This is a genomic window from Paraburkholderia sp., from assembly GCF_050742655.1.
GTDB lineage: Bacteria > Pseudomonadota > Gammaproteobacteria > Burkholderiales > Burkholderiaceae > Paraburkholderia.
Map to the genome: position 1 here is coordinate 22,180 of NZ_JBOIGG010000011.1, position 21,837 is coordinate 44,016.

Sequence of the window (21,837 nt, forward strand, 5' to 3'; positions counted from 1 at the left end):
GTGTAAGAGATCGTGCTATCGAACCTCGACCCCGTCGATATGACCGAAATATCGGTCCAATGGGCGGGTACGTTTCGCCATTTGCCTCGTTGCCCTACTCAAAGGGATTCAGTAGTCGAACCCCCGTCCCAACGAAGTCGTCGACATTCCGCGTCACCACGGTCAGGTCATGAATCAGTGCCGTGGCCGCGATCAGTTTGTCGAGCGCATGCTCGTGACGCGGCACCCTCAACCGCCCCCACACCTGCCCGATCTCTTCGTCGATCGCCAGAATGTGATTCCCGAATTCCTTTAGCACCCGAGTCAGCCAGCTTTCCAGTCTGGTCGCCTGCGCCTTGTCGCCGCGATGCCGGATCAGCTCGACGCCGCGGCGTAGCTCTCCAACGGTCACGACCGATAGGTACAGACCCACATCATTCTGAGCGGCCTGCCGGAAAAACGCCACGCCCCCTTGTTCGCCTTGTCCCTCTTACGGATCTCGCTGACGACGTTCGTGTCAACCAGATACATGCACCGGCTCGCTGTCTTCCATCCGAGCGAAATCGGCTTCCAGTCCCACGTTCGGCATGCTCATCAGCACTTGCGCAAATGTCTTGCGCTGAGGCTGTCGAAGCGCTTTCGCGAGTATTTCGCGATGCTCAGCCGCCACGCTACGACCGTGCACAGCCGCCCGTTCCTTCAACGCCTGAACGAGATCGTCGTCCAGGTTCCTTACCGTCAAATTGGCCACACTCGTACTCCCGCAATATATGCATGCAACGCTAGCACTTTCGGGGGTGAGTGCAAGCATTGCATGCATTTCGTGACTCAGGTAGTCACCCTGTCGGTATTGTCATGCCAATACCCGGGTAATCGTACTTTCTCTTTTCATTGCGAGGCGGTTCGTTCAGTTCGCGACAGCGTGCGCAGGGGCAGCGCCCTTCGCGTGCCCATCGCAACCGTGCTCACCGTGTTGAGCGTGCGCATGCTGCACCGACTGCTGTGCACTATCCGCCCGAATACCCAGCCGCGCGAGCAGTTGCCGGTCCGCCTCAGCCTGCGGGTTACCCGTCGTAAGCAGCTGATCCCCGTAGAAAATCGAATTCGCGCCAGCAAGGAAACACATCGCCTGCAGCGCCTCGTTCATCTGCTCGCGGCCGGCAGACAGCCGCACCATCGCGCGCGGCATCGTGATGCGCGCGATCGCGATCGTCCGCACGAACTCGAACGGATCGAGCGCTTCGGTACCGGTCAGCGGCGTGCCCTTCACCTGCACGAGATTGTTGATCGGTACCGACTCCGGGTATGGGTCCATGTTCGCAAGCTGCGCGATCAGCCCCGCGCGTTCACGGCGCGATTCGCCGAGCCCGACGATCCCGCCGCAGCACACGTTGATGCCCGCGTCGCGCACGCGCTCGAGCGTGTCGAGCCGGTCCTGGTAGGTGCGCGTCGAGATGATCTGTCCGTAGAATTCCGGCGACGTGTCGAGGTTGTGGTTGTAGTAGTCGAGTCCTGCGTCGCGCAGCCCTTGTGCCTGATGCGGCTCGAGCATGCCGAGCGTCACGCAGGTTTCGAGGCCCATCGCCTTCACGCCGCGGATCATGTCCTTGATCGGCTCGAGATGGCGGTCCTTCGGATTGCGCCATGCCGCGCCCATGCAGAATCGCGTCGCGCCGTTGTCCTTCGCGACCTTCGCGGCGGCGAGCACGTCGTCGACGTCCATCAGCTTGTCGGCCTTCAGACCGGTGTCGTAATGCGACGACTGCGGGCAGTACGCGCAGTCTTCCTCGCAGCCGCCGGTCTTGATCGACAGCAGCGTCGACAGCTGCACGGTGTTCGCGTCGAAGTGCTCGCGATGCGTCTGTTGCGCGCGGAACAGCAGATCGTTCATCGGCAGCTCGTACAGTGCGACGATGTCGGCGACGCGCCAGCGCGCGATGGCCTGAGTGTTTTCCGGGGCGGTTGCCGATGCGGCGTTCGAGCCAGCGTGAAGAGAAGTCATGTCGTCGATCCTCATATGAAGGAAGGGGAGCGGGTCGGGTTCGGTACTGAGTCGCGCAGCGTCTGCAAAAGCCGCGCGACGTCGAGATGCGTGGCGGCGACGTCAGCCGATGGCGGGTTCAGATAGGGCACGGTGCCGAGCAGCGGCGCGCGGTACAACCGCTTGAGCCGGCTTTCGATCGTCGCGATGTTGTCGTCGGCGAAACGCATCGCGGGGTCGACGCGATTCGCAACCCAGCCCGCGAGACGCAGACCGCGCGCGGCGATCGCTTCGGCGGTAAGCAGCGCGTGGCTGATGCAGCCGAGCCGCACGCCGACCACCAGCACGACCGGCACGGCTAGCTGCTGAACGAGATCGGCGGTGTCGTTCGTGTCATTGAGCGGTACGCAAAAGCCACCGACTCCTTCGACGACCACGACATCCGCCATCTGCCGTGCCTGCGCATGGCACTCGACGATGCGCGCGACGTCGAGCGTCACGCCTTCGAGTGCGGCTGCGATGTGCGGGGCCGCAGGTTCTTTCAGCAGGAACGGCGTGCGTATCGCGGGCGGCAGTTGCACGTTCGCGGCTGCGTCGAGTTGATCCGCGTCCTCGTTGTGCCACACGCCGTTCGCTTCGAACGCGCCGGCCGCGATCGGCTTCATCGCCGCCGCACGCAGCCCTTCACCCGCGAAGCCGCGCAGCAGTGCCGCGGAGACCAGCGTCTTGCCGATCTCGGTATCGGTGCCGGTGACGAACAGCGACAGCGGCGCGTTCATGCGAGCTCCGCGAGCGCCGTGAGCTCAGAAAATGCAGCATCCAGCCGATCGAGATCCTCGTGCGAATGCGCAGCCGACAACGAGATGCGCAGCCGCGACGTACCTTCGGGCACGGTCGGCGGACGGATCGCCGGCACCCACAGCCCCGCGCGATCGAGCGACGCAGCCGCGGCAAGCGCGTCCTCGTTCGAACCGATGACGAGCGGCTGCACGGCGGTATGCGAATCGACCGGCTGCCACGGTGTGCGCGCGAGCATCGCGCGCGTGCGCTCGATCAACTGGCCGAGATGCGCGCGTCGTGCATCGCCCTCGGCGCCCTCGATGATGCGCAGGCTCGCCGATACCGCATACGCGGAGGCCGGCGTCGAAGCGGTCGTGAAGATGTACGGCCGCGCGCGCTGCACGAGCCATTCGATCACCGTCGCATGCGCGGCGACGAACGCGCCCGCTACGCCGGCCGCCTTGCCGAGCGTGCCGATCGATACGAGTTGCGGCGAACGCAGCGCGGCCTGCGCGAGCGCGCCGCGTCCCTGCGGACCGAGCACGCCGAAACCATGCGCATCGTCGACGACGAGCCACGCCCCGTGCCGCTCTGCCAGCGCGAGCAGCGCCGGTAGTGGCGCGACGTCGCCGTCCATGCTGAACACGCTGTCGGTGACGATCAGCTTGGGTCCGTCCGCGGACGCGTCGAGCATCGCGCTCAATGCGGCGGTGTCGGCGTGCGGATAGACCTGCACGTCCGCACGCGAGAGCCGCGCTCCGTCGATCAGCGACGCGTGATTCAGCGCGTCGGAGAAGATCGTCGTGCCGCGGCCTGCAAGCGCCGTGAGCGTCGCGAGGTTCGCCATGTAGCCCGTGCTGAAGTACAGCGCGCGCGGCGCATCGACGAAGCCGCCGGCGAACGCCGCGAGATCGTCTTCGAGTTGCGCGTGCGCGCGCGAGTGGCCGCCGAGCAGATGCGAGCCGCCGCTTCCCGCGCCGTAGCGTAGCGCACCTTCGGCCAGTGCCTGTACGAGCAGCGGATGCGCGGCGAGGCCGAGATAGTCGTTGCTCGCGAAGCCGACGATCTCACGGCCGTCGACCGTCATGTGCGCGGCGCACGGCGTGTCCGCGATGCGACGACGACGGCGCAGACCGCGCGCATCGAGATCCCGCAAGCCTTGTTCGAGTGTGTCCAGCAGATGCATCAGCGCACCTCCGTCAGGGTGGCGTCGAACGTTTCGCGTGTGCGCGCGGCGAGCCAGCCGAGTTCGTCGTCGTCGAGGATGTATGGCGGCATCAGGTAGACCGTCGTGCCGATCGGGCGCAGCAGCAGCTCGCGCTGCAACGCGTGTTCGAAGAAGCGGCGCGAGAACGTCTTCGCGGCCGCGGCCTCGTCGACTACGGCGTCGAACGCGAAGATCGTGCCGCACTGGCGTAGATGACGCACCTGAGGATGCGCGGCGAGCGGTTCGAGCGCGGCGCGCAGCGTCACCGACCGGCGCGCGTTCGCCGCGAGGACGTCGTCACTTGCGAACAGGTCGAGCGTCGCGAGCGCGGCGCGGCACGCAAGCGGATTGCCCGTGTACGAATGCGAATGCAGGAAGCCGCGTGCGGTGTCGTCGTCGTAGAACGCGGCGTAGATGTCGTCGCGCGACAGCACGATCGACAGCGGCAGATAGCCGCCGCTGATGCCCTTCGACAGACACAGGAAATCGGGCCACACGTTCGCCTGTTCGCTCGCGAAGAACGTGCCGGTGCGTCCGCAGCCGACCGCGATTTCGTCGGCGATCAGATGCACGCCGTAGCGGTCGCACAGCGCGCGCAGTCCGGCGACGTACGACGCGTCGTGCATCGCCATGCCGGCCGCGCACTGTACGAGCGGCTCGACGATCAGCGCGGCGATGCGCGGCGCGCGCGCTTCGAACAGCGCCTGCACGCTGTCGAGCGCGCGCCGGGCGACATCCGCAGCGGTCTCACCAGGTTGTGCGTGACGCGCATCGGGCGACGCGACGACGTGCGCGTGACGGATCAGCGGATCGTAGGCGTCCTTGAACAACGCGACGTCGGTCACACCGAGCGCACCGATCGTCTCGCCGTGGTAGCCGTTCGCGACGCAGACGAATTCACACTTGTCGGCGAAGCCGCGGTTGCGCCAGGCGTGGAAGCTCATCTTCAGTGCGATTTCGACGGCCGATGCGCCGTCCGACGCGAAAAACGCGTGGCCGAGCGTGTGGTTCGTCAATGCGCCGAGCCGCTCCGCGAGTTCGACGGCGGGCTCGTGTGTGCAGCCCGCGAGCATCGCGTGTTCGAGCGTGTCGAGCTGTGTTTTCAGCGCGGCGTTGATGCGCGGATTCGCGTGGCCGAACAGGTTGACCCACCACGAGCTGATCGCGTCGAGGTAACGATGGCCGGCGCGGTCGTAGAGCCATGGGCCTGAGCCACGCGCAACCGGCACGAGCGGCAGACGCTCGTGGTGTTTCATCTGCGTGCACGGATGCCAGACGGCGCGCAGGCTGCGGGCCACCCAGTCGTCCGTGGCCGCTGCGGGGGATGCGGAAAGATTCACTGGTACTCCGAAATCGAAAGCAGGCGAAGGGCGCGGGGGTACCGCCTCAATCACCCATTCGCCCATTCACCATTGCAGGCGGAGATTAGCGTGTTATCCGGGGCGATGCACTATCGACAAAACCCCCGCCCAGCAAGGCTCCAGCGGAGTTCGAGGCGGTTTTCGACAGGTCGGAACCGATGCCGCCAGAAGGGGGAAAATGCGCGTAGATGACGACGGCAAAGTGTTGGGGGGTGAGTGAAAAAAATCAGGCGGCAGGCGGGGAGAAAATGGAGAGGCAGGTGTGGTCCCGAGCGAATGCACGGCGCACCGCACGTAAAAACGCGCGACGCCACGGAGGAAAACGGGAGGAGGAAGCGAGGAAAAGCCAGGAAAAACGCGAGGAAAGTACCTGAATCTAACGGCTCGCCAGCGCCGGCTTACCGGCCGGTTCAGCAGCCGTAACAGCCGGCCCGGCGGCAGCAGGCACCGCTGCCGTGGCCGTCGACGTGTCCTTCCACACCACGGCCTCGTTCACCGCGTACAGCCGGCACGGGTCGCTGCTGTGCTTCTGGCAGTTCGAGACCGCGACCGCCATCGGATTGTCGCCGCCTTCGGCCCACGACCACGCGCCCGAATCGGAGACCGCGAACGCGCGGCTCGGAAACTGATGCAGGAAGTTGCGATAACCGGCGCGGCCCGCTTCGTCGACGAACGGTACGGCATCGGCCGATTCGACCGACGCGAAGCCGCTGGCCTTCGGTGCGGCCGGTTCTTCGACGCGGTACTGGACGCCCGTCGGCATGCCGACTCGCGCGAGGAACGATTCGACTGCGGGCCACCAGACCCGCACGCCGTCGCGATCGCCGACGAGCCGGTGCGCGTCGTCCTTGTAACTGCCGAAATCGACCATCGTCGCGCCGACGTTGCGCCGCACGTCGGGTGCGAGCGCGCCAACGTAGGTCGCGTACATCTTCGCGATCAGCGAGGCCGGCCAGATCGAATCGTTATCGCCGTACAGCCACAGCGACGGCACGTTCGTCTTTTCGCCGTAGGTGCCGAACGCACGCGTGAGGTTGCCCTGCCAGTCGGAGCACGCGTCCTGCCGCAGGCCGCCCGAGAAATTGATCAGCGCACGCACGCCGGGTGCCGCCTGCGCGCCGTACGCGATCGTCGCGAGGCCGCCGTGCGATGTGCCGGCGACGACGATGTGCTGCGCGTCGACGTATGGCTGCTTCGACATGTAGTCGATCGTCGCGGCGACATCGGCGGCCTGGCCGACGCCGTTGCGCTCGACATCGCAGCCGTCCTGTTCGTAGGTGCCACCCGATTGCGCGAAGCCGCGGCGATTCGGTGCGACGACGACATAGCCGCGACGCACGAATTCGCGTGCGAACGGCAGCGGATCGCTGCGCGCCTGGTTACGCGGGTCGCCCGGCATCTTGCCGTGATTGAACACGACCATCGGGAACGGGCCCGCGCCGTCGGGTTTGTAGACGGTGGTTTCGAGCGTGACGTCGCCGGAGGTGTCGACGGGGATGCGGATGACCTGCTCGTTCAGACGGGCCGTGGGCAGCCATGCGTCGTCTTCGAGCGCGAGGCGCGGGACGTGTGCGCTCGCTAGCGGGCCGGCTGTCTGGGCGAGCGGATCGGCGTGCGCGGACGTTGCGGCCAACGCCGCACACGCACACACTGCCGCACATCCCGCCTTGACCCTTCTGAATACCATCCGCTGCACCCGCATTGATGTTCTGGTTCGACGCGCTGCCTTCCTGCGCAGCATTGAAACGATTGCTCCGGTTGTGTGGGCCGTCCGCATGGCGACAACAAGCCACTTACATGCGGGGGCGTGGGCACCCGCATGCCGCTCGAGATCGCAATACATGAACCGACTGCTGGCCGACGCGACCCCACGCGCCGAATTGAGCGGCACGCGACGCCGGACGAACGCTCCGGCATCTCGCGGGACGGTGTGAGCCGCACCTCGCGACGTGACGCTACACAACCTGTGTGTCGATACTGGCACGACAATTTTGGTTTGTGCAATTCAGGGGAACCCCGCAGCGCAAAAATTGCCGCTGGCCGGGCGGGGGCGCGGGCCGGCCATGCGACGGCGCGACAAGGGCCTGGCGCCAATGAAGGGAGTACGACAGTAACGGGTTGAAAGAAAGGTTGTGGTGTGAGGCCAACAGCGGGCCGGGCCGGCAGCGACGCCATCACATCGTGACGCGTCTCATTGAATCATTCGCGAATGTCGCCGTCGACGTAGCGCCAGCCGTCCGCATCTCGCGTGAAGCGGCTCAGTTCGTGCAGCCGGTGCGCGCGTCCGCCGACTTTATATCGTGCGACGAATTCGACTTCGGCATGTGTTGCGTCGAGTGTGTCGAAGCGTTTGATCTGCAGACCAAGCCAGCGCGGCGCGTCGTCGGCGGCGGGGTCTGCGTCGAGATCGACGGGGCAGGTGTGCGGCGCCCACGTCGCGCGCAGATAGGCGGTCGCGCCGAGCACGTACGCCGTGTAGCGCGAGCGCATCAGTTCGAGCGCGGTCGATGCGGTGTCGCTGCCGTCAATGAAGCGGCCGCAACATTGCAGGTAAGCCGGTGTTTTCGCGTCGGCGCGCTGATTCGGCGTGGCGCCGCCGCATGGACAGACAGCGGGCCGGGCCGCAAGTGACGAAGCGTTCATCGTTCGTTCGGTCTCACCACTCAAGCGCCGTGCCATCGTATTGATAGAAGCGTCCATTAAACGCCGCATGCGCACCCGCAGCCTGCGCGAGCACGTTGCGCATTCCCGTGACGCTGTGTTCGGGATCGATCGCGGCCTGGGAACCACCCATGTCCGTGCGGACCCAGCCGGGATGTAGCGCGACGCACGCGGCGCGGCGTGTCTGCAGCGACGCGACCTTCAGCGCGTCGTTGAGCGCAGCCTTGCTCGCGCGATACAGCCAGCCGGTCGTGCCGGTCGCCTCGGCGATGCTGCCCATCTTGCTCGACAGCACCGCGAGTACGCCGTGCGCGTCCTCGACGAGCGGCAGCAGTATCGGCAGCAACTGCATCGGGCCCCGCACGTTGGTAATCATCACGTGATCGAAGTCGTCGGCGCTGATCGCTTCGACGCCTTCGGTGCGCGGTCCGTAGACACCGGACACGATGATCGCCACGTCGAGCGCTTCGCCGCCGAGCCGTTCGCCGAATATCGCGATCTCGTCGGGCTCGGCGACGTCGAGCGGAAACGTCTGCGCGCCGAGATCCGCGAGCGCATCGAGCGCGGCGTCGTCGCGCGCGGTGGCGAGCACGCGCCAGCCGGCGCGGCGGTACTGGCGCACGAACTCGCGGCCGATGCCGCGCGACGCGCCTACGATCAACGCGGTTTTCATGTCGTCACCTCGCGTCGCGCTCGTGGGGAGCGGCGTCGGTAGTCACAGCAGCTCGATGCCCATTGCAGTCGCTTCGCCGCCGCCGATGCACAGGCTCGCGACGCCGCGTCGTCCGCCACGCTGCTTCAGCGCGCCGATCAGCGTGACGAGAATGCGCGCGCCCGATGCGCCGATCGGATGGCCGAGCGCGCACGCGCCGCCGTTCACGTTGACCTTGTCGTGCGGCAGACCGTGTTCCTTCATCGCCGCCATCGCGACCACCGCGAACGCTTCGTTGATCTCGAACAGATCGACGTCGTCCGCGCGCCAGCCGTTTTTCGCGAACAGTTTGCGCAGCGCGCCGACCGGTGCGGTGGTGAACTTCGCCGGCTCCTGCGCGAACGTCGAGTGGCCGACGACGCGCGCAAGCGGCGTCGCACCGAGGCGTCGCGCGGTCGATTCGCGCATCATCACGAGCGCGGCGGCGCCGTCGGAGATCGACGACGAGTTCGCGGCCGTCACCGTGCCAGTCTTGCTGAACGCGGGCTTGAGCGTCGGGATCTTGTCGAGGTTCGCCTTGAACGGCTGCTCGTCGCGGTCCACCGTGACTTCACCCTTGCGGCTCTCGACTTTCACCGGCGCGATTTCCCACGCGAACGTGCCATCCTCGTTCGCGCGTTTCGCGCGCTGCAGCGATTCGATCGCGAACGCATCCTGCGCCTGTCGCGTGAAGTCGAACGACGCCGCACATTCTTCGGCGAACGAGCCCATCAGGCGGCCTTTTTCGTACGCGTCCTCGAGGCCGTCATAGAACATGTGATCGATCACCTGACCGTGGCCCATGCGCATTCCGCCGCGTGCTTTCGGCAGCAGATACGGCGCGTTGGTCATGCTCTCCATGCCGCCCGCGACGATCGTGTCGACTGAGCCGGCGATCAGCATGTCGTGAGCGAACATCGCCGCGCGCATGCCGGAGCCGCACATCTTGTTGACCGTCGTGCTGCCGGTGGCAAGCGGCAACCCGGCCGCGAGCGCGGCCTGGCGCGCGGGCGCCTGGCCCTGGCCCGCGGGCAGCACGCAGCCCATCACGACTTCGTCGATCTGCCCGGGTTTCATGCCCGCGCGTTCGAGCGCCGCCGCGATCGCAACCGCGCCCAGCTGCGGCGCGGTCAGCGCCGCGAAGTCGCCCTGGAACGCGCCCATCGGTGTGCGCGCGGCGGACACGATCACGACCGGATCGCGGGTTATGTCGGTTGTCTCACTCATGTTTCAGCTCCTTGATCACACCTGCGACGACAGTCGGCACGTCGCCGAGCCTTGCCGCATCGGCGGCGACAACGTCGTTGTCGGTCGAATGCGCGCGGCTCGCGGTTGCGGCCGCCACGCAGTGTTGATACGCGACATCGAGATCGTCGATGCTCGCGATGGTCATACCCAGGTTACGCACGCGCCCGTCGTGCACGCCGTACACCCAGCCGTGCACCGTCAGTTCCTGGCCGCGCGCCCACGCATCGTTGACGATCGTGGTGCGGCAAACATTGACGACCTGTTCGATCGTATTCAGCTCGACGAGCCGGCGATGCCGGGCTTCGCCCATCGGCCACTCCTCGAGCAGCGCCGCGTGCTTCGCTCGCACGTCCTGCACGTGATGCAGCCAGTTATCCGCGAGACCGATACGGCGTCCGTGCAGCGCGGCACCGACACCAGAGCAACCGTAGTGACCGACCACCATGATGTGCTTCACCTTCAGCAGATCGACGGCGAACTGGATCACCGACAGACAGTTCAGATCCGTATGCACGACGACGTTCGCGATGTTCCGATGCACGAACACTTCGCCAGGCGGCAGGCCGATGATCTGGTTCGCCGGCACGCGCGAATCCGAGCAGCCGATCCACAGGTATTCGGGCGTCTGCTGGTCGGCGAGTCGCGAGAAAAAATCGGGGTCTTCGGCGAGCTTGCGCTCGACCCACGCATCGTTGTTGGCGAACAGATGCGCGAGCGGATGGGGCGTGGAGGACTTTGGGTTCATGGTGCTTCTTTGCAATGAGGACCGGCGGGGCCGGTCGAATCGTGTTCGGGCATGTTCGGGCTCAGGCGGCGCGCGCGGTTGCTGACGTTGCCGTCGTAGCCGCTGTCGTCGCGATGAAGCGCTCCGGATAGCGGACCTGGAAACGGATGCGGCGGTCGTACGGAAAGAAGTCGGGCAGTTCGCCTTTCATCAGATGCTCCTTGTGCCGCTGCCACAGTTCGGGCTTGAAGAAATCCGCGTGATGCTGCAGGAAATAGCGGCGCACGCGCGGATCGCCGAGCAGGAATGTGCCGTAGGTTTCCGGGAAGATGTCGTGCGGGCCGACCGAATACCACGGCTCGCCGGACATCTCGTCTTCCTCGTTGCGCGGCGCCGGCACCGCGCGCACGTTGCAGTCGGTCAGGTATTCAATCTCGTCGTAGTCATAGAACACCACGCGGCCATGGCGCGTGACGCCGAAGTTCTTGTACAGCATGTCGCCGGGGAAGATGTTCGCCTGCATCAGCTCCTTCACCGCGTCGCCGTATTCCTTGATGCCGTGCTCGACGTCCTCGTCGCTGCCGTTCTGCAGGAACAGGTTGAGCGGCACCATGCGGCGCTCGATGTACAGATGGCGGATCACGAGGTTGTCGCCCTCGTATTCGATCATCGATGGCGCTTCTTTCTTCAATTCGCGTACGAGCGCATCGTCGAGCCGCGACAGCGGCAGCGCGACGCTCGAATATTCGAGCGTATCGGCCATCCGCCCCAGGCGGTCGTGGCGCTTCACCAGTTGATATTTCTCCTGGATCTTCTCGCGCGTGGTTTCCTTCGGCGGCGGGAAGCTGTCCTTGATCAGCTTGAACACGTACGGAAACGACGGCAGCGTGAACACCAGCATTACGAGGCCCTTGATGCCGGGCGCGATGATGAACTGATCGCTCGAATGCGACAGGTGACGCAGCAGGTCGCGATAGAACAGGTTCTTGCCCTGCTTCTGCAACCCAACCGACGTGTAGATTTCCGCTTTCGGCTTGCCCGGCATGATCGAGCCGAGAAACTCGACGCACGCGGACGGCACTTCCATGTCGACCAGAAAATACGAATGCGAGAAGCTGAAGATGATCAGCAATTGGTCGCGTTTGAGCAGCACGGTGTCGAGCGCGAGTATGCCGGGTGACACGTGATGGACCGGTACCGCGAACGGCAGCACCGCGTCGCCGTTGATGATCCGCCCGATGATGTACGCGGCCTTGTTCCGGTAGAACAGCGACGACAGCACGTGAATCTGGAAATTGGCGGCTTCGTCGAATTCGCCGAACGCGTCGCGGATCGCCTGCATCACGCAGCCGACGTCGCGCGTCAGATCCTCGAACGGCGGATCGAGCTGGAAGTTCGTGACGATCCGCTCGAGCGTCGCTTCGAGACCGTCCTTGCCCGGGTAGTACGCGCGGTATGTCGGCTTCGCAGCGGGCTCGTCGTTCTCGATGTAGTCGGTCGAGATCGCTGGCCGCACGAAGATGAAATCGTTGTTGAAGTACGAGCGATGCAGGATCTGGCAGCACACCGAATTGAAAAACGTCTCCGCGCACTCGGGTTGCCGGTGCGTGGTCAGCAGACCGATGTAGTGCAGCTTGATCTGCTGCCAGATTCCGTCGTCGATGTTCTCCGCGTCGTATTCGTCTTCGAGCAGCTCGACGCATTCCTTCACGCGTTCGTCGTACGACGTGATGCGCTCGCGCGCGAGCCGCTGCAGGCCGTGCCAGTCCGCCGCCTCGAACAGCGTTTTCGCGTGGATCGCGGCTTCGCGAAAGATCCGGTAGTGCCGGTCGAATCCTTCGAGCATCGTCTGCGCGACGTCGAAACCGATCTGCGACGACAGCAGTTTAGGAAAGTGATTCATGGTGGCCGTGCGTTTGATCCAATGTCGGGAGCCGCTCTGGATTGTAGCGTCCGGTTCGCGCTGCGACGTGCCGTTCGCTGAGGCCGCGGCCGATCGCACGCGGTTGCGTGCGGTTACGTTGCGCGGCGTTCGACGCGGTTTCGCTCATCTTCCTGCAAAGCGCGGGTTAATCGCGAGTCGTGCGCTTAACGCCGGGCTCTAAAACCTTGTCGTGCATCGCGTCAGGCGCGTTCACGTGCGGCTTTTGCCGGCTCCGCATTCCGCGAAGCATTGTCCGTGCGGCCGCCTTCGAGCAACGCGCGCCCCTGCGCTTCGTATTGCGCGAGGTCTTCGAGCGTCGCGTTCAGGTCTTCGCGCTGACGCTCGAGCACCTCGCGATGCCGCGCGACCGTCGCGAGAAACGCGTGCAGTTGCGGCACCGTGTCGGTGGGCGACTCGTACAGGTCGAGCAGGTCGCGAATCTCCGACAGCGTGAAGCCGAGGCGCTTGCCACGCAGCGTCAGCTTCAGCCGCGTGCGGTCGCGGCCCGAATACACGCGGCGCAGACCGCCCGATCCTTCACGGCTCGGCGAGAGTAAACCCTGGTCTTCGTAGAAGCGGATCGCGCGCGGCGTCACGTCGAATTCGCGGGCGAGCTCGGTGATCGTGTACTGGGTATTGTGGGTATTGATCGGATGCATCGAAAGTTCTCTGCCGGACACAGATCCGGATTGGACGATAGAATCGACGTTTACGTTATCGTCAACTTGAGCCTGATGCAACCAGGCCGCGGCAAACCCGAAGAACCAAGAGGAAGACACCCGCAATGAACGCGCTGGAACACCAACTCGACTATCCGTTCGGCGACACGCTGCCGGAGCCTGGCCACGCGTACGAAGTCGCACCCGGTGTGCGGTGGATCCGGATGCCGCTGCCGTTCGCGCTCGATCACATCAATCTCTGGTTGCTGCGCGACGAGATCGACGGGCAGGCGGGCTGGACCGCGGTCGATTGCGGGATCGCGTCCGACACGATCAAGGCGAACTGGGAGCAGGTGTTCGACACCGTGCTGGAAGGCCTGCCGATCCTGCGCGTGATCGTCACGCACTGTCACCCCGACCACCTGGGCCTTGCGCACTGGCTATGCGAAGGCGGCGACAGGCAGCGCTGGAACGTGCGGTTGTGGATCTCGCTCGGCGAATACATGCTCGGCCGCGTGATGGCGGCGGGCGACGGCTCGAACGCGGGTGGCGAGGGTGCCGCGCGCCACTTCGCGCTGCATGGCATGAAGGACAGCGCGTCGCTCGACGCATTGCGCAACCGCAAGAGCTATTACGCGAACCTCGTGCCGTCGGTGCCATCGCAATATCGCCGGTTGCGCGAGGGCGATGCGCTCGCGATCGGCGGCCGGACGTGGCGCATCGTCACCGGCTTTGGCCATTCGCCGGAGCACTGCGCGTTGCATTGCGAAGCGGCTGGCGTACTGATTTCCGGCGACATGGTGCTGCCGCGCATTTCGACGAACGTGTCGGTGTTCGACATCGAGCCCGAGGGCAATCCGCTCGCGCTGTACCTGGATTCGCTCGGCCGATATGAAACGATGCCCGCCGACACGCTGGCGCTGCCGTCGCACGGCAAACCGTTTCGCGGCGTGCACACACGCATCGCGCAGCTACGCGCGCACCACGACGCGCGACTCGCCGAAGTGCGCGAAGCGTGCGCTGCGAAGCCGCATAGCGCAGCGGACATCGTGCCGCTGATGTTCAAACGCGAACTCGACATTCACCAGATGACCTTCGCGATGGGCGAAGCGCTCGCGCATCTGCATCTGCTGTGGCTCGCGGAGGAGTTGAAGCGGACGCACGATGCGGATGGGGTGATCCGGTTTGTTGCGTGAAGACAGCGCAGATCGCTATCGGCAATGATGCTGAAGGTATTCGGCCTCAAGGTCCCTACGCGGATCTACTTCTTCAGCCTCACGGTATGTTGTGCCGTTGGATCTGAATTCGGTGACCTCCACCCGTTTTCTTTCCGGCGATGAGACAGCTTTGTCGATTTCAATCAAAAGTTTCTTGCATTGCGGATCGTCCGACGGGCCAGGCGGGTGGGCAACGTTATTTTGTGTCGGGCTGACAAACCGGTAGCGAGGCGTGTCGCTTCGCGAAGAAGTTGCGGTGCTCTCCCGAGCGACGGCGATATGAGACGCTACGCTCAGTGAGCATGCAAGTGTCAAAAGTACGCGGGAATTTATGATGTGCATGATGCGGCCATCGAGTTGCAAGGCCACAAATTGTACTCACGGGTAATCGCATTCAATGTCCACTTTTGTCACGCATCGGTTCCGCCGATGTGCGGGAAAAGCCCGGTAAAAAAGCAAAGGGCCAGTCGCTGCGCAACCGGCCCTCTCCACGAATCGACATCCCGTGCGAACAGATCGCAGCGACGTTACTGCACGCTGACCGCCCCAAAATTCTGCCGCCCAAACGGACTCACGTGATAACCGCTCACGTTCGTGCGCGTGATCGCGGCGGCGGTCGGGTAGCCGAGCGGAATCCACAGCGCCTGATCGTGGATGATCTTCTGCGCCGCTTCATACGCCTTCGTGCGCTTCGCCTGATCGGGCGTCGACTTGCCGTCGGCGATCAGCTTGTCGAGCTGCGGGTCGCAATAGCGCGCGAAGTTGATGCCCGACTTCACCGCGTTGCAGCTGAAGAGCGGCGACAGATAGTTGTCGGGGTCGCCGTTGTCGCCGGCCCAGCCCATGAACAGCGTATCGTGCTGCCCCTGCTTCGCCTCCTTGATCAGCTCGCCCCACTCGATCACCTTCACGTCCGCCTTCACGCCGATCTTCGCGAAGTCGGCCTGCAGCAGTTCCGCGCCCGCCTTCGGATTCGGGTTCAGCACGCTGCCGTTCGGACGCACCCAGATGGTCGTCTCGAAGCCGTTCGGCAGGCCCGCGTCGGCGAGCAGCTTCTTCGCCTGCGCGGGGTCGTACGGCCACGGCTGGATCGCCTTGTCGTAGCTCCACGTGTTCGGCGGGTACGGATTGGTCGCCGGTGTTGCCGTGTTGTCGAACACGGTCTTCAGATACGTCGTGCGGTCGAACGCGAGGTTCAGCGCTTCACGCACCTTCGGGTTGTCGAGCGGCTTCTTCTGCGTGTTCAGCGCGACGAATGCGGTCATGAACGCCGGCGTCTGTTCGATCTTCAGCGCCTTGTCGTTTTTCGCTTCGGCCACGTCCTGCGGCTTCGGCGACAGCGCGATCTGGCATTCGCCCGCCTTCACCTTCTGCGCACGCACGGTGGCGTCGGGCGTGATCGCGTAGATCAGCCGGTCGATCTTCGGCTTCGGTCCCCAGTACGTCGGATTCACGTCGTAGCGGATGACCGCGTCCTTCGTGTAGCTCTTCAGCACGAACGGACCGGTGCCGATCGGCTTCGCGTTCAGGTCGGTCTGCTTGCCGGCCTTCAGCAATTGATCCGCGTATTCGGCCGGATAGATCGATGCAAAGCCCATCGTCAGGATCGATACGAAGGTGGCGTTCGGTTCGTTCAGCTCGAATTTGACCGTGCTGTCGTCGACCTTCGACACGCTCTTGATCAGCTTCACGAGTCCCATCGACTGCGCATGCGGAAAGCCGCTCGCGCCTGCCACCTTGTGCCACGGATTGCTGTCGTCGAGCATCCGGCTGAACGTGAACACGACGTCGTCGGCGTCCAGCGCGCGCGTGGGCTTGAAGTAATCGGTGGTCTGGAACTTCACGTCGGGCCGCAGATGGAACGTGTACGTGAGGCCGTCGGCGCTCACGTCCCACTTGTCGGCGAGTGCGGGCACGACCTTCTTCACGGCTTCGTCGTAAGAGACGAGCGAATTGAAGATCACGTCGGCCGACGCGTTGGTCGTGACCAGCGAGTTGAACTGGACGACGTCGAAGCCGTCCGGGCTCGATTCCGTGCAGACCGTCAGCGGTTTGGCGGCGACGAGCGCGGGTGTGGCAACGAACGCGACGGCTAGCACGGCGGCGAGCAGAGTGAAGCGCATAGGATCTCCCAAAACAGTCGTGGTATCAGGCAGTTCGTCTTCGTTCCGGCTGCGGCGGCCGGGCGTTCCGATCGTGAACCACGGAGCGCGGTGCGAATGCGGGGTCTATCGTGCCACTCTGTGCCTGTCGGTGCTCCCCGCCCGGGGGAAAGCTTATCCGTGGGCCGTAGCGCCGACAACCACTTATACCGCATATGTATATGGGTGGCGGGCCGCTGTCCGTTCAGTCGGCTCTCACTCTGTGCCCGCGTGGCGCTGCGGATAAACCGATGCCGCTGATCGCGCGCGAGCCGTGTCAGTCGTCGACGCGCGGCTTGCGCGGCGCCTTTTCGAACGCGCGATCGTAGAGCCAGCGTGGCGCGGCGTGCAGCAGCATCGCGACGATCCGCATCTGCCACGGGAACACCGCGAACGACACCTTGCGCGCGACCGCATCGGCCACTTTCGCGGCGAAGCGGTCGGCGTCCATCAGGAACGGCATCCGGTACGGGTTGTCTTCGGTCATCGGCGTACGGATGTAGCCCGGCGCGATCGTCACGACGGCGATGCGGTGCGGGCGCATCTCGACGCGCAGCGATTCGAGATAGCGCAGCGCCGCGGCCTTCGACGCGCTGTACGCACCGGAGCCCGGCAGACCGCGCACACCGGCGACGCTCGCGACGCCGACCAGCGTGCCGGCGCGCCCGGCGATCATCGCCGCTGCGAATGGCTCGAACGTCGCGATCATCCCGTAGTAGTTGATGTCCATCACCTCGCGGAAGGTCCGCAGGTCGCCGCGGCCGGTGACCGCGCCGCGGCTCACGCCCGCGTTGGCGATCACGACGTCCGGGCAGCCGTACTGGCCGATGAACTGCTGGGCGGCATCGGCGAGCGTCTCGGCATCGCGCACGTCGGCGGGATAGATCGAGACGGTGGCATCGGGGTGGGCTTGCTGGAAGGCGGTGAGGGCGTCGGCACGGCGGGCAACGAGGCCGAGGATGGCGCCGCGCCGCGCATATTCGGCGGCGAGCGCCAGGCCGATTCCGCTCGAGGCGCCGGTAATGAAGACCTTCAGCGGCGTAGTCATTCCGGCACCCGGGGGATTACATCTTTTTCGCGCGAACCTGCGACACCAGGTAGTCGAGTACCTGGAGCGTACCCGGCAGGCTGTTCGTCGCGGCCGGGCCGGTTTCATACTTGCCCTGTACCGCAAGCGTCGGCACGCCGTCGATCTTGTAGTCGTCGAGCAGCTTCTTGTCGCGCTGGATGGCCGTCTGCGTCGAGAACGAGTTGTACGCTTCCATGAACTTCTTCGGATCGACACCCTTCGTTGCGAGGAATTTGGCCTGATCCTCCGGCGTCAGCAGGTAGTCCTTGTTCACGTGGATCTCGTTGAAGATCGTCGGCGTGAGCTGCTGTGCGAGGCCGAGCGCGTCGACCGCGTGATAGAGCTTGGAGTGCGGGATGAAGTCGTCGCGGAACGCAACCGGTACGCGCTTGAACACGACGTCCGGACCCTGCTTCTTGATCCATGCTTCGAGGTACGGATCGAACTCGTTGCAGTGCGGGCAGCCGTACCAGAAGAACTCGGTGACCTCGATCTTGCCGGCCGGCACGTCGACGGGCTGCGGCGTGGACAGCACGGTGTAGTCCTTGCCGGCGACCGGCGCGGACGGCGAAGCCTGCGCGGCGCCCGCGACGATACCGAGAGAGACGAAAAGAATGCTGAACAGTTTTTTCATGTCATGTGACCCATGAGACGGAAGGAACGGCGGCGTGCAGCGGCGACCCGGGCGGCATTACGCCGCGCGCGGCATCGCCGGCAGATCATGCGCCGCTGCGGCGAAAGCGATATGACGGACAGCCCCTGTGCCCGCGCCGGCATTTTCGCCCGCGCACGGCTTTGCCGTGATCAGACCCGCACGGCACACTGAAGGTTCAGCGGCCGCGCAGGCTGTCCGGCTTACTGTTTACTGAAGCGGATGACCGCGGTATCGACGCCCGCGTCCGACAGCCGCTGACGCGACGAATTCATGTCGTCGAACTTCGCGAATGGCCCGATGCGCACGCGATAGTACGTCACACCGCCCGCATCGCGCTGCGTCACCTTCGACTCGAAACCCTGGAACGCGAGGCGTGCGCGCTGCTGCTCGGCATCGGCGGACGTCTTGTAGGCGCCGACCTGCAGGAAGTAACCGGTGTTCGCGTCGCCAGCGGCAGCCGAGGCGCCCGGCTTCGCTGCTGCCGTGGCGGTCGAGCCGGGCTTCGCGGTGGTGGCCGCGCTGCCCGTCGCTGGAGTGGAAGCGCCCTGCGGTTTCTTCTGCGTGGTGTTGTCGGCGGGCTTCGAGCCGACCGCGACGCCGTTCTGGTTCGTCGGCGGCACTTCGACGATCTGCGGCTCTTCGAGCATCCCCGACGACTGCGTCTGGTTGGTCGACTGGCCCGGCGCGGTGTTCGGCGGCGCCGGCTGTGCGGCCTGCGGCACCGCGACGCCCGGCGTCTTGCCCTGCAGCGGACGGTTCGGATCGTATTGAGGCTGGCTCGCGCTCGCGTCCGATGCCGATGGCGGCGCGACCTTCGCGACGAAAGGCGTCGGCGCGCGCGTGATATAGAGCGCCACCACTACCGCGATCGCCAGGCCGACGATCAGGCCCAGCACGATACCGAGAAAAGTGCCCCCGGTTTGTTTCGACTGCTTCGAAGTGCGGCGCGGTTTTGCCATCGTTTGAATCACCTGCGAAAAGAATCGTGGAACGACCGTCGATTATAACGACGGCCGCACGCATCGCCCTTGCGAGCCTACATCTTGGCGGGCGCCGATACGCCGATCGCCGCGAGGCCGTTGGCCAGCACCTGGCGCGTTGCGGCCAGCAGCGCGATGCGCGCGTTGCGTAGCGCTTCGTCGTCGACGAGCACGCGTTCGGCATTGTAGAACGAGTGGAATTCACCGGCGAGGTCGCGCAGATAGAACGCGACCACGTGCGGCGCGAGCTCGTCGGCCGCGTGCGCGAGGATGTCCGGGTATTCGGCGAGCTTCTGCAGCAGTGCCATTGCACGTTCGCTCGTGAGCGGCGTCACGTCGAACGACGGCAGCGCGGCCTCGTCGGCGTTGAAGCGCGTCTTCCATTCGGCGATCACCGAGCAGATCCGCGCATGCGCGTACTGCACGTAGTACACCGGATTTTCATCGTTCTGCTTCAGCGCGAGGTCGATGTCGAAGACGAACTCGGTGTCGGCCTTGCGCGAGATCAGGAAGAAACGCACCGCGTCGCGGCCGCGGCGAATCGTCGCTTCGTCGAGCAGATCGGGCGAGGTCTCGGCGCCCTGCGTCGCGCCACCCGACCATTCGATCAGGTCGCGCACCGTTACGTAGCTGCCAGCCCGCTTCGAGATCTTCACTTCCTGGCCGTCGCGCATCACGGTGACCATCTTGTGCAGGATGAAGTCGGGGTAGCCCTGCGGAATGCCGATGCCGAGACCCTGCAGGCCGGCGCGAACGCGCGCGATCGTGCCGTGGTGGTCCGAGCCCTGCACGTTGATCACTTTCGTGAAACCGCGCTCCCATTTGGCGACGTGATATGCGACGTCCGGCACGAAGTACGTATACGTGCCGTCGGTCTTGCGCATCACGCGGTCTTTGTCGTCGCCGTCGTCGGTGGTGCGCAGCCACAGCGCGCCTTCCTGCTCGTAGGTCTTGCCGGCGGCGATCAGTGAGTCGACGGTTTTTTCGACGCGCCCTTCCTTGTACAGCGACGACTCCAGATAGTACTGGTCGAAGATCACGCCGAACGCCTGCAGGTCCATGTCCTGTTCGTGGCGCAGATACGCGACCGCGAAGCGGCGGATCGCATCGAGATCCTCGATGTCGCCCTTGCCCTTCACCGGCTCGCCGTCCTTCGCCGCGACGGTCTCGCCGGCCAGGTAGTCGCGCGCGATGTCGGCGATGTAGTCGCCGTTGTACGCGGCTTCGGGCCAGTCAGCGTCGCCCGGCTTCAGGCCGCGCGCGCGCGCCTGGGTCGACGTCGCGAGCGTGTGGATCTGCACGCCCGCGTCGTTGTAGTAGAACTCGCGATGCACGGCGTAGCCCTGCGACGTGAGCACGTTCGCGAGCGCATCGCCGAGCGCCGCCTGACGGCCGTGGCCGACGTGCAGCGGACCGGTCGGGTTGGCCGACACGAATTCGATCAGCACGCGCTTGCCCGCGTCGCGCTGCGACTGGCCGAACGCGGCCTGTTCGGCGAACACCGCGGCGATCACGGCCTGCTTCGCGGCCTGTGCGAGGCGCAGGTTGATGAAGCCGGGACCGGCGACTTCCGCACCATCCACCAGACCTTGCGCCTGCGGATGCGCGAGCAGCGCATCGACGATCTGCTGGGCGAGCTGGCGCGGATTGGCGCGCAGCGGCTTTGCGAGCTGCATCGCCACGTTGCACGCGACGTCGCCGTGCGCGGCGACCTTCGGTCGTTCGAGGGCGATCGACGGCGTGACGAACGCGGCTTCGGCCGCGCCCTGGGTGGTCTGGACGACCTGCTTGACGGTGTCGGCGAGCAGGGTTTCGAGAGTCTGTTTTTGTGCGGGCAGCATGCTTGTTGCGAGTCCAGTGAGGCAGTGCGGTCAGGCGATCGAGGCGCCGGCGGTACGCCGGCTCGCAGCCTGCGCCGTGGCCGCGTGGCCGCGTGGCCGCGCGGCGGCAATCGGCGAGGCGGGAGCGGGCGCACGGCGCCGGGCCGGCGCCCCGGGGTGCGTTTTCGGGTGTAGACGGATTTTAGCAGGTGCTAATATGTCCAATGAGTGTTCAGACAGGATGCCCGGTCAAAGGGCCGTGGCGGCCGGCATAAGTCGGCAAGCCAACGAAACTCGCGCGAGCCCATTGCAGTCCGGTGGTTCGTGCGCGAATCCACATAACGAAAAGGGAATTGCCATGCTGGTTACTTTCAAATGCCGCTCCGCACCAGACGTCATGATGCTGGAGAACCTCGCGCAGTACCTGGTCGGGATCGTCGGCAAGCGGCTCGGCGAACGCGGCGTCATCGCGCATGACGAACTCGACGAGGCGATCACGAAGCTCGAGGCGGCCATCGTCACCGACAAGCAGGAACGCGCCGAACACGACGGTCACTTCCACGAAGGGGAAGAAGGCCGTGAGCACCACGAGATTCCGATCGGCCTCGCGCAACGCGCGTTCCCGTTCCTCGACATGCTGCGCCTCGCGCAGAAGGAAAACACCGACGTGCTGTGGGGCGTCTGATCGCGGTGACGAGTGCTTTGCGGTAGGGCGCGCTGCGTTGCGCGCAGGCGCGTCG

19 protein-coding genes and 1 pseudogene are annotated in these 21,837 nt (G+C 65.1%); 2 read left to right on the forward strand and 18 right to left on the reverse strand.

Annotated features, from left to right (window positions below; translation table 11 throughout):
• Nucleotides 1-94: 94 nt before the first annotated feature.
• The 13 genes and pseudogenes from ACREXZ_RS16750 to ACREXZ_RS16810 form a co-directional block, all read right to left on the reverse strand.
• Nucleotides 95-510 (reverse strand): annotated as a pseudogene (locus ACREXZ_RS16750) (type II toxin-antitoxin system VapC family toxin).
• Entirely contained in the window at nucleotides 497-730 is a 234-nt protein-coding gene (locus ACREXZ_RS16755) for a FitA-like ribbon-helix-helix domain-containing protein (RefSeq protein WP_431765222.1), read from the reverse strand. The pseudogene ACREXZ_RS16750 and the gene ACREXZ_RS16755 overlap by 14 nt, the downstream one beginning before the upstream one ends.
• 156 nt (nucleotides 731-886) lie before the next feature.
• On the reverse strand, nucleotides 887-1,981 hold the full coding sequence (bioB, locus tag ACREXZ_RS16760; protein ID WP_431765223.1) for a biotin synthase BioB: 1,095 nt from the start codon (nucleotides 1,979-1,981) through the stop codon (nucleotides 887-889).
• Between the two features lie 11 nt (nucleotides 1,982-1,992).
• Nucleotides 1,993-2,739: a dethiobiotin synthase gene (gene bioD / locus ACREXZ_RS16765; protein ID WP_431765224.1), complete on the reverse strand. Its 747-nt coding sequence runs from the start codon at nucleotides 2,737-2,739 to the stop codon at nucleotides 1,993-1,995.
• Entirely contained in the window at nucleotides 2,736-3,926 is a 1,191-nt protein-coding gene (gene bioF, locus ACREXZ_RS16770; RefSeq protein ID WP_431765225.1) for an 8-amino-7-oxononanoate synthase, read from the reverse strand. Before bioF ends, bioD begins: the two co-directional genes overlap by 4 nt.
• On the reverse strand, nucleotides 3,926-5,287 hold the full coding sequence (bioA, locus tag ACREXZ_RS16775; protein WP_431765226.1) for an adenosylmethionine--8-amino-7-oxononanoate transaminase: 1,362 nt from the start codon (nucleotides 5,285-5,287) through the stop codon (nucleotides 3,926-3,928). The genes bioF and bioA overlap by 1 nt, the downstream gene beginning before the upstream one ends.
• A 397-nt stretch (nucleotides 5,288-5,684) precedes the next feature.
• Nucleotides 5,685-6,995, reverse strand: a complete 1,311-nt coding sequence (locus ACREXZ_RS16780) for a dienelactone hydrolase family protein (protein ID WP_431765227.1) — start codon at nucleotides 6,993-6,995, stop codon at nucleotides 5,685-5,687.
• A 512-nt stretch (nucleotides 6,996-7,507) separates the two neighbouring features.
• Nucleotides 7,508-7,951, reverse strand: coding sequence for a YchJ family protein (locus ACREXZ_RS16785; protein ID WP_431765228.1), 444 nt, complete (start codon nucleotides 7,949-7,951; stop codon nucleotides 7,508-7,510).
• A 13-nt stretch (nucleotides 7,952-7,964) separates the two neighbouring features.
• Nucleotides 7,965-8,642 carry an SDR family oxidoreductase gene (locus tag ACREXZ_RS16790; RefSeq protein WP_431765229.1) on the reverse strand — a complete coding sequence of 226 codons (678 nt, stop codon included), beginning with the start codon at nucleotides 8,640-8,642 and terminating at the stop codon, nucleotides 7,965-7,967.
• 42 nt (nucleotides 8,643-8,684) lie between these two features.
• On the reverse strand, nucleotides 8,685-9,887 hold the full coding sequence (locus ACREXZ_RS16795) for an acetyl-CoA C-acetyltransferase (protein WP_431765230.1): 1,203 nt from the start codon (nucleotides 9,885-9,887) through the stop codon (nucleotides 8,685-8,687).
• Nucleotides 9,880-10,653 carry a carbonate dehydratase gene (gene can, locus ACREXZ_RS16800; RefSeq protein WP_431765231.1) on the reverse strand — a complete coding sequence of 258 codons (774 nt, stop codon included), beginning with the start codon at nucleotides 10,651-10,653 and terminating at the stop codon, nucleotides 9,880-9,882. The genes ACREXZ_RS16795 and can overlap by 8 nt, the downstream gene beginning before the upstream one ends.
• A gap of 61 nt (nucleotides 10,654-10,714) precedes the next feature.
• Nucleotides 10,715-12,535 carry a bifunctional isocitrate dehydrogenase kinase/phosphatase gene (gene aceK, locus ACREXZ_RS16805; RefSeq protein ID WP_431765232.1) on the reverse strand — a complete coding sequence of 607 codons (1,821 nt, stop codon included), beginning with the start codon at nucleotides 12,533-12,535 and terminating at the stop codon, nucleotides 10,715-10,717.
• A 221-nt stretch (nucleotides 12,536-12,756) separates the two neighbouring features.
• Nucleotides 12,757-13,215 (reverse strand): MerR family transcriptional regulator, encoded by a 459-nt coding sequence (locus tag ACREXZ_RS16810; protein ID WP_431765233.1) that lies wholly within the window; start codon nucleotides 13,213-13,215, stop codon nucleotides 12,757-12,759.
• 125 nt (nucleotides 13,216-13,340) lie between these two features.
• On the opposite strand from ACREXZ_RS16810, the gene ACREXZ_RS16815 reads away from it, so the two are divergent.
• Complete coding sequence (locus ACREXZ_RS16815; protein ID WP_431765234.1) at nucleotides 13,341-14,411, forward strand: MBL fold metallo-hydrolase; 1,071 nt, start codon at nucleotides 13,341-13,343, stop codon at nucleotides 14,409-14,411.
• A gap of 548 nt (nucleotides 14,412-14,959) precedes the next feature.
• Here ACREXZ_RS16815 and ACREXZ_RS16820 read toward each other — a convergent pair.
• The 5 genes from ACREXZ_RS16820 to argS form a co-directional block, all read right to left on the reverse strand.
• A complete protein-coding gene (locus tag ACREXZ_RS16820) occupies nucleotides 14,960-16,555 on the reverse strand; it encodes an ABC transporter substrate-binding protein (protein ID WP_431765235.1) in 1,596 nt (531 codons plus the stop codon).
• Between the two features lie 295 nt (nucleotides 16,556-16,850).
• Nucleotides 16,851-17,621 carry an SDR family oxidoreductase gene (locus ACREXZ_RS16825; protein WP_431765236.1) on the reverse strand — a complete coding sequence of 257 codons (771 nt, stop codon included), beginning with the start codon at nucleotides 17,619-17,621 and terminating at the stop codon, nucleotides 16,851-16,853.
• Between the two features lie 16 nt (nucleotides 17,622-17,637).
• Entirely contained in the window at nucleotides 17,638-18,276 is a 639-nt protein-coding gene (locus ACREXZ_RS16830; protein WP_431765237.1) for a thiol:disulfide interchange protein DsbA/DsbL, read from the reverse strand.
• 221 nt (nucleotides 18,277-18,497) lie between these two features.
• Complete coding sequence (locus tag ACREXZ_RS16835; RefSeq protein ID WP_431765238.1) at nucleotides 18,498-19,256, reverse strand: SPOR domain-containing protein; 759 nt, start codon at nucleotides 19,254-19,256, stop codon at nucleotides 18,498-18,500.
• 77 nt (nucleotides 19,257-19,333) lie between these two features.
• On the reverse strand, nucleotides 19,334-21,118 hold the full coding sequence (argS, locus tag ACREXZ_RS16840; RefSeq protein WP_431765239.1) for an arginine--tRNA ligase: 1,785 nt from the start codon (nucleotides 21,116-21,118) through the stop codon (nucleotides 19,334-19,336).
• A 337-nt stretch (nucleotides 21,119-21,455) separates the two neighbouring features.
• Here argS and ACREXZ_RS16845 point away from each other — a divergent pair, with 337 nt between their 5' ends.
• Nucleotides 21,456-21,782, forward strand: coding sequence for a DUF1840 domain-containing protein (locus ACREXZ_RS16845; RefSeq protein ID WP_431765240.1), 327 nt, complete (start codon nucleotides 21,456-21,458; stop codon nucleotides 21,780-21,782).
• Nucleotides 21,783-21,837: the final 55 nt, after the last annotated feature.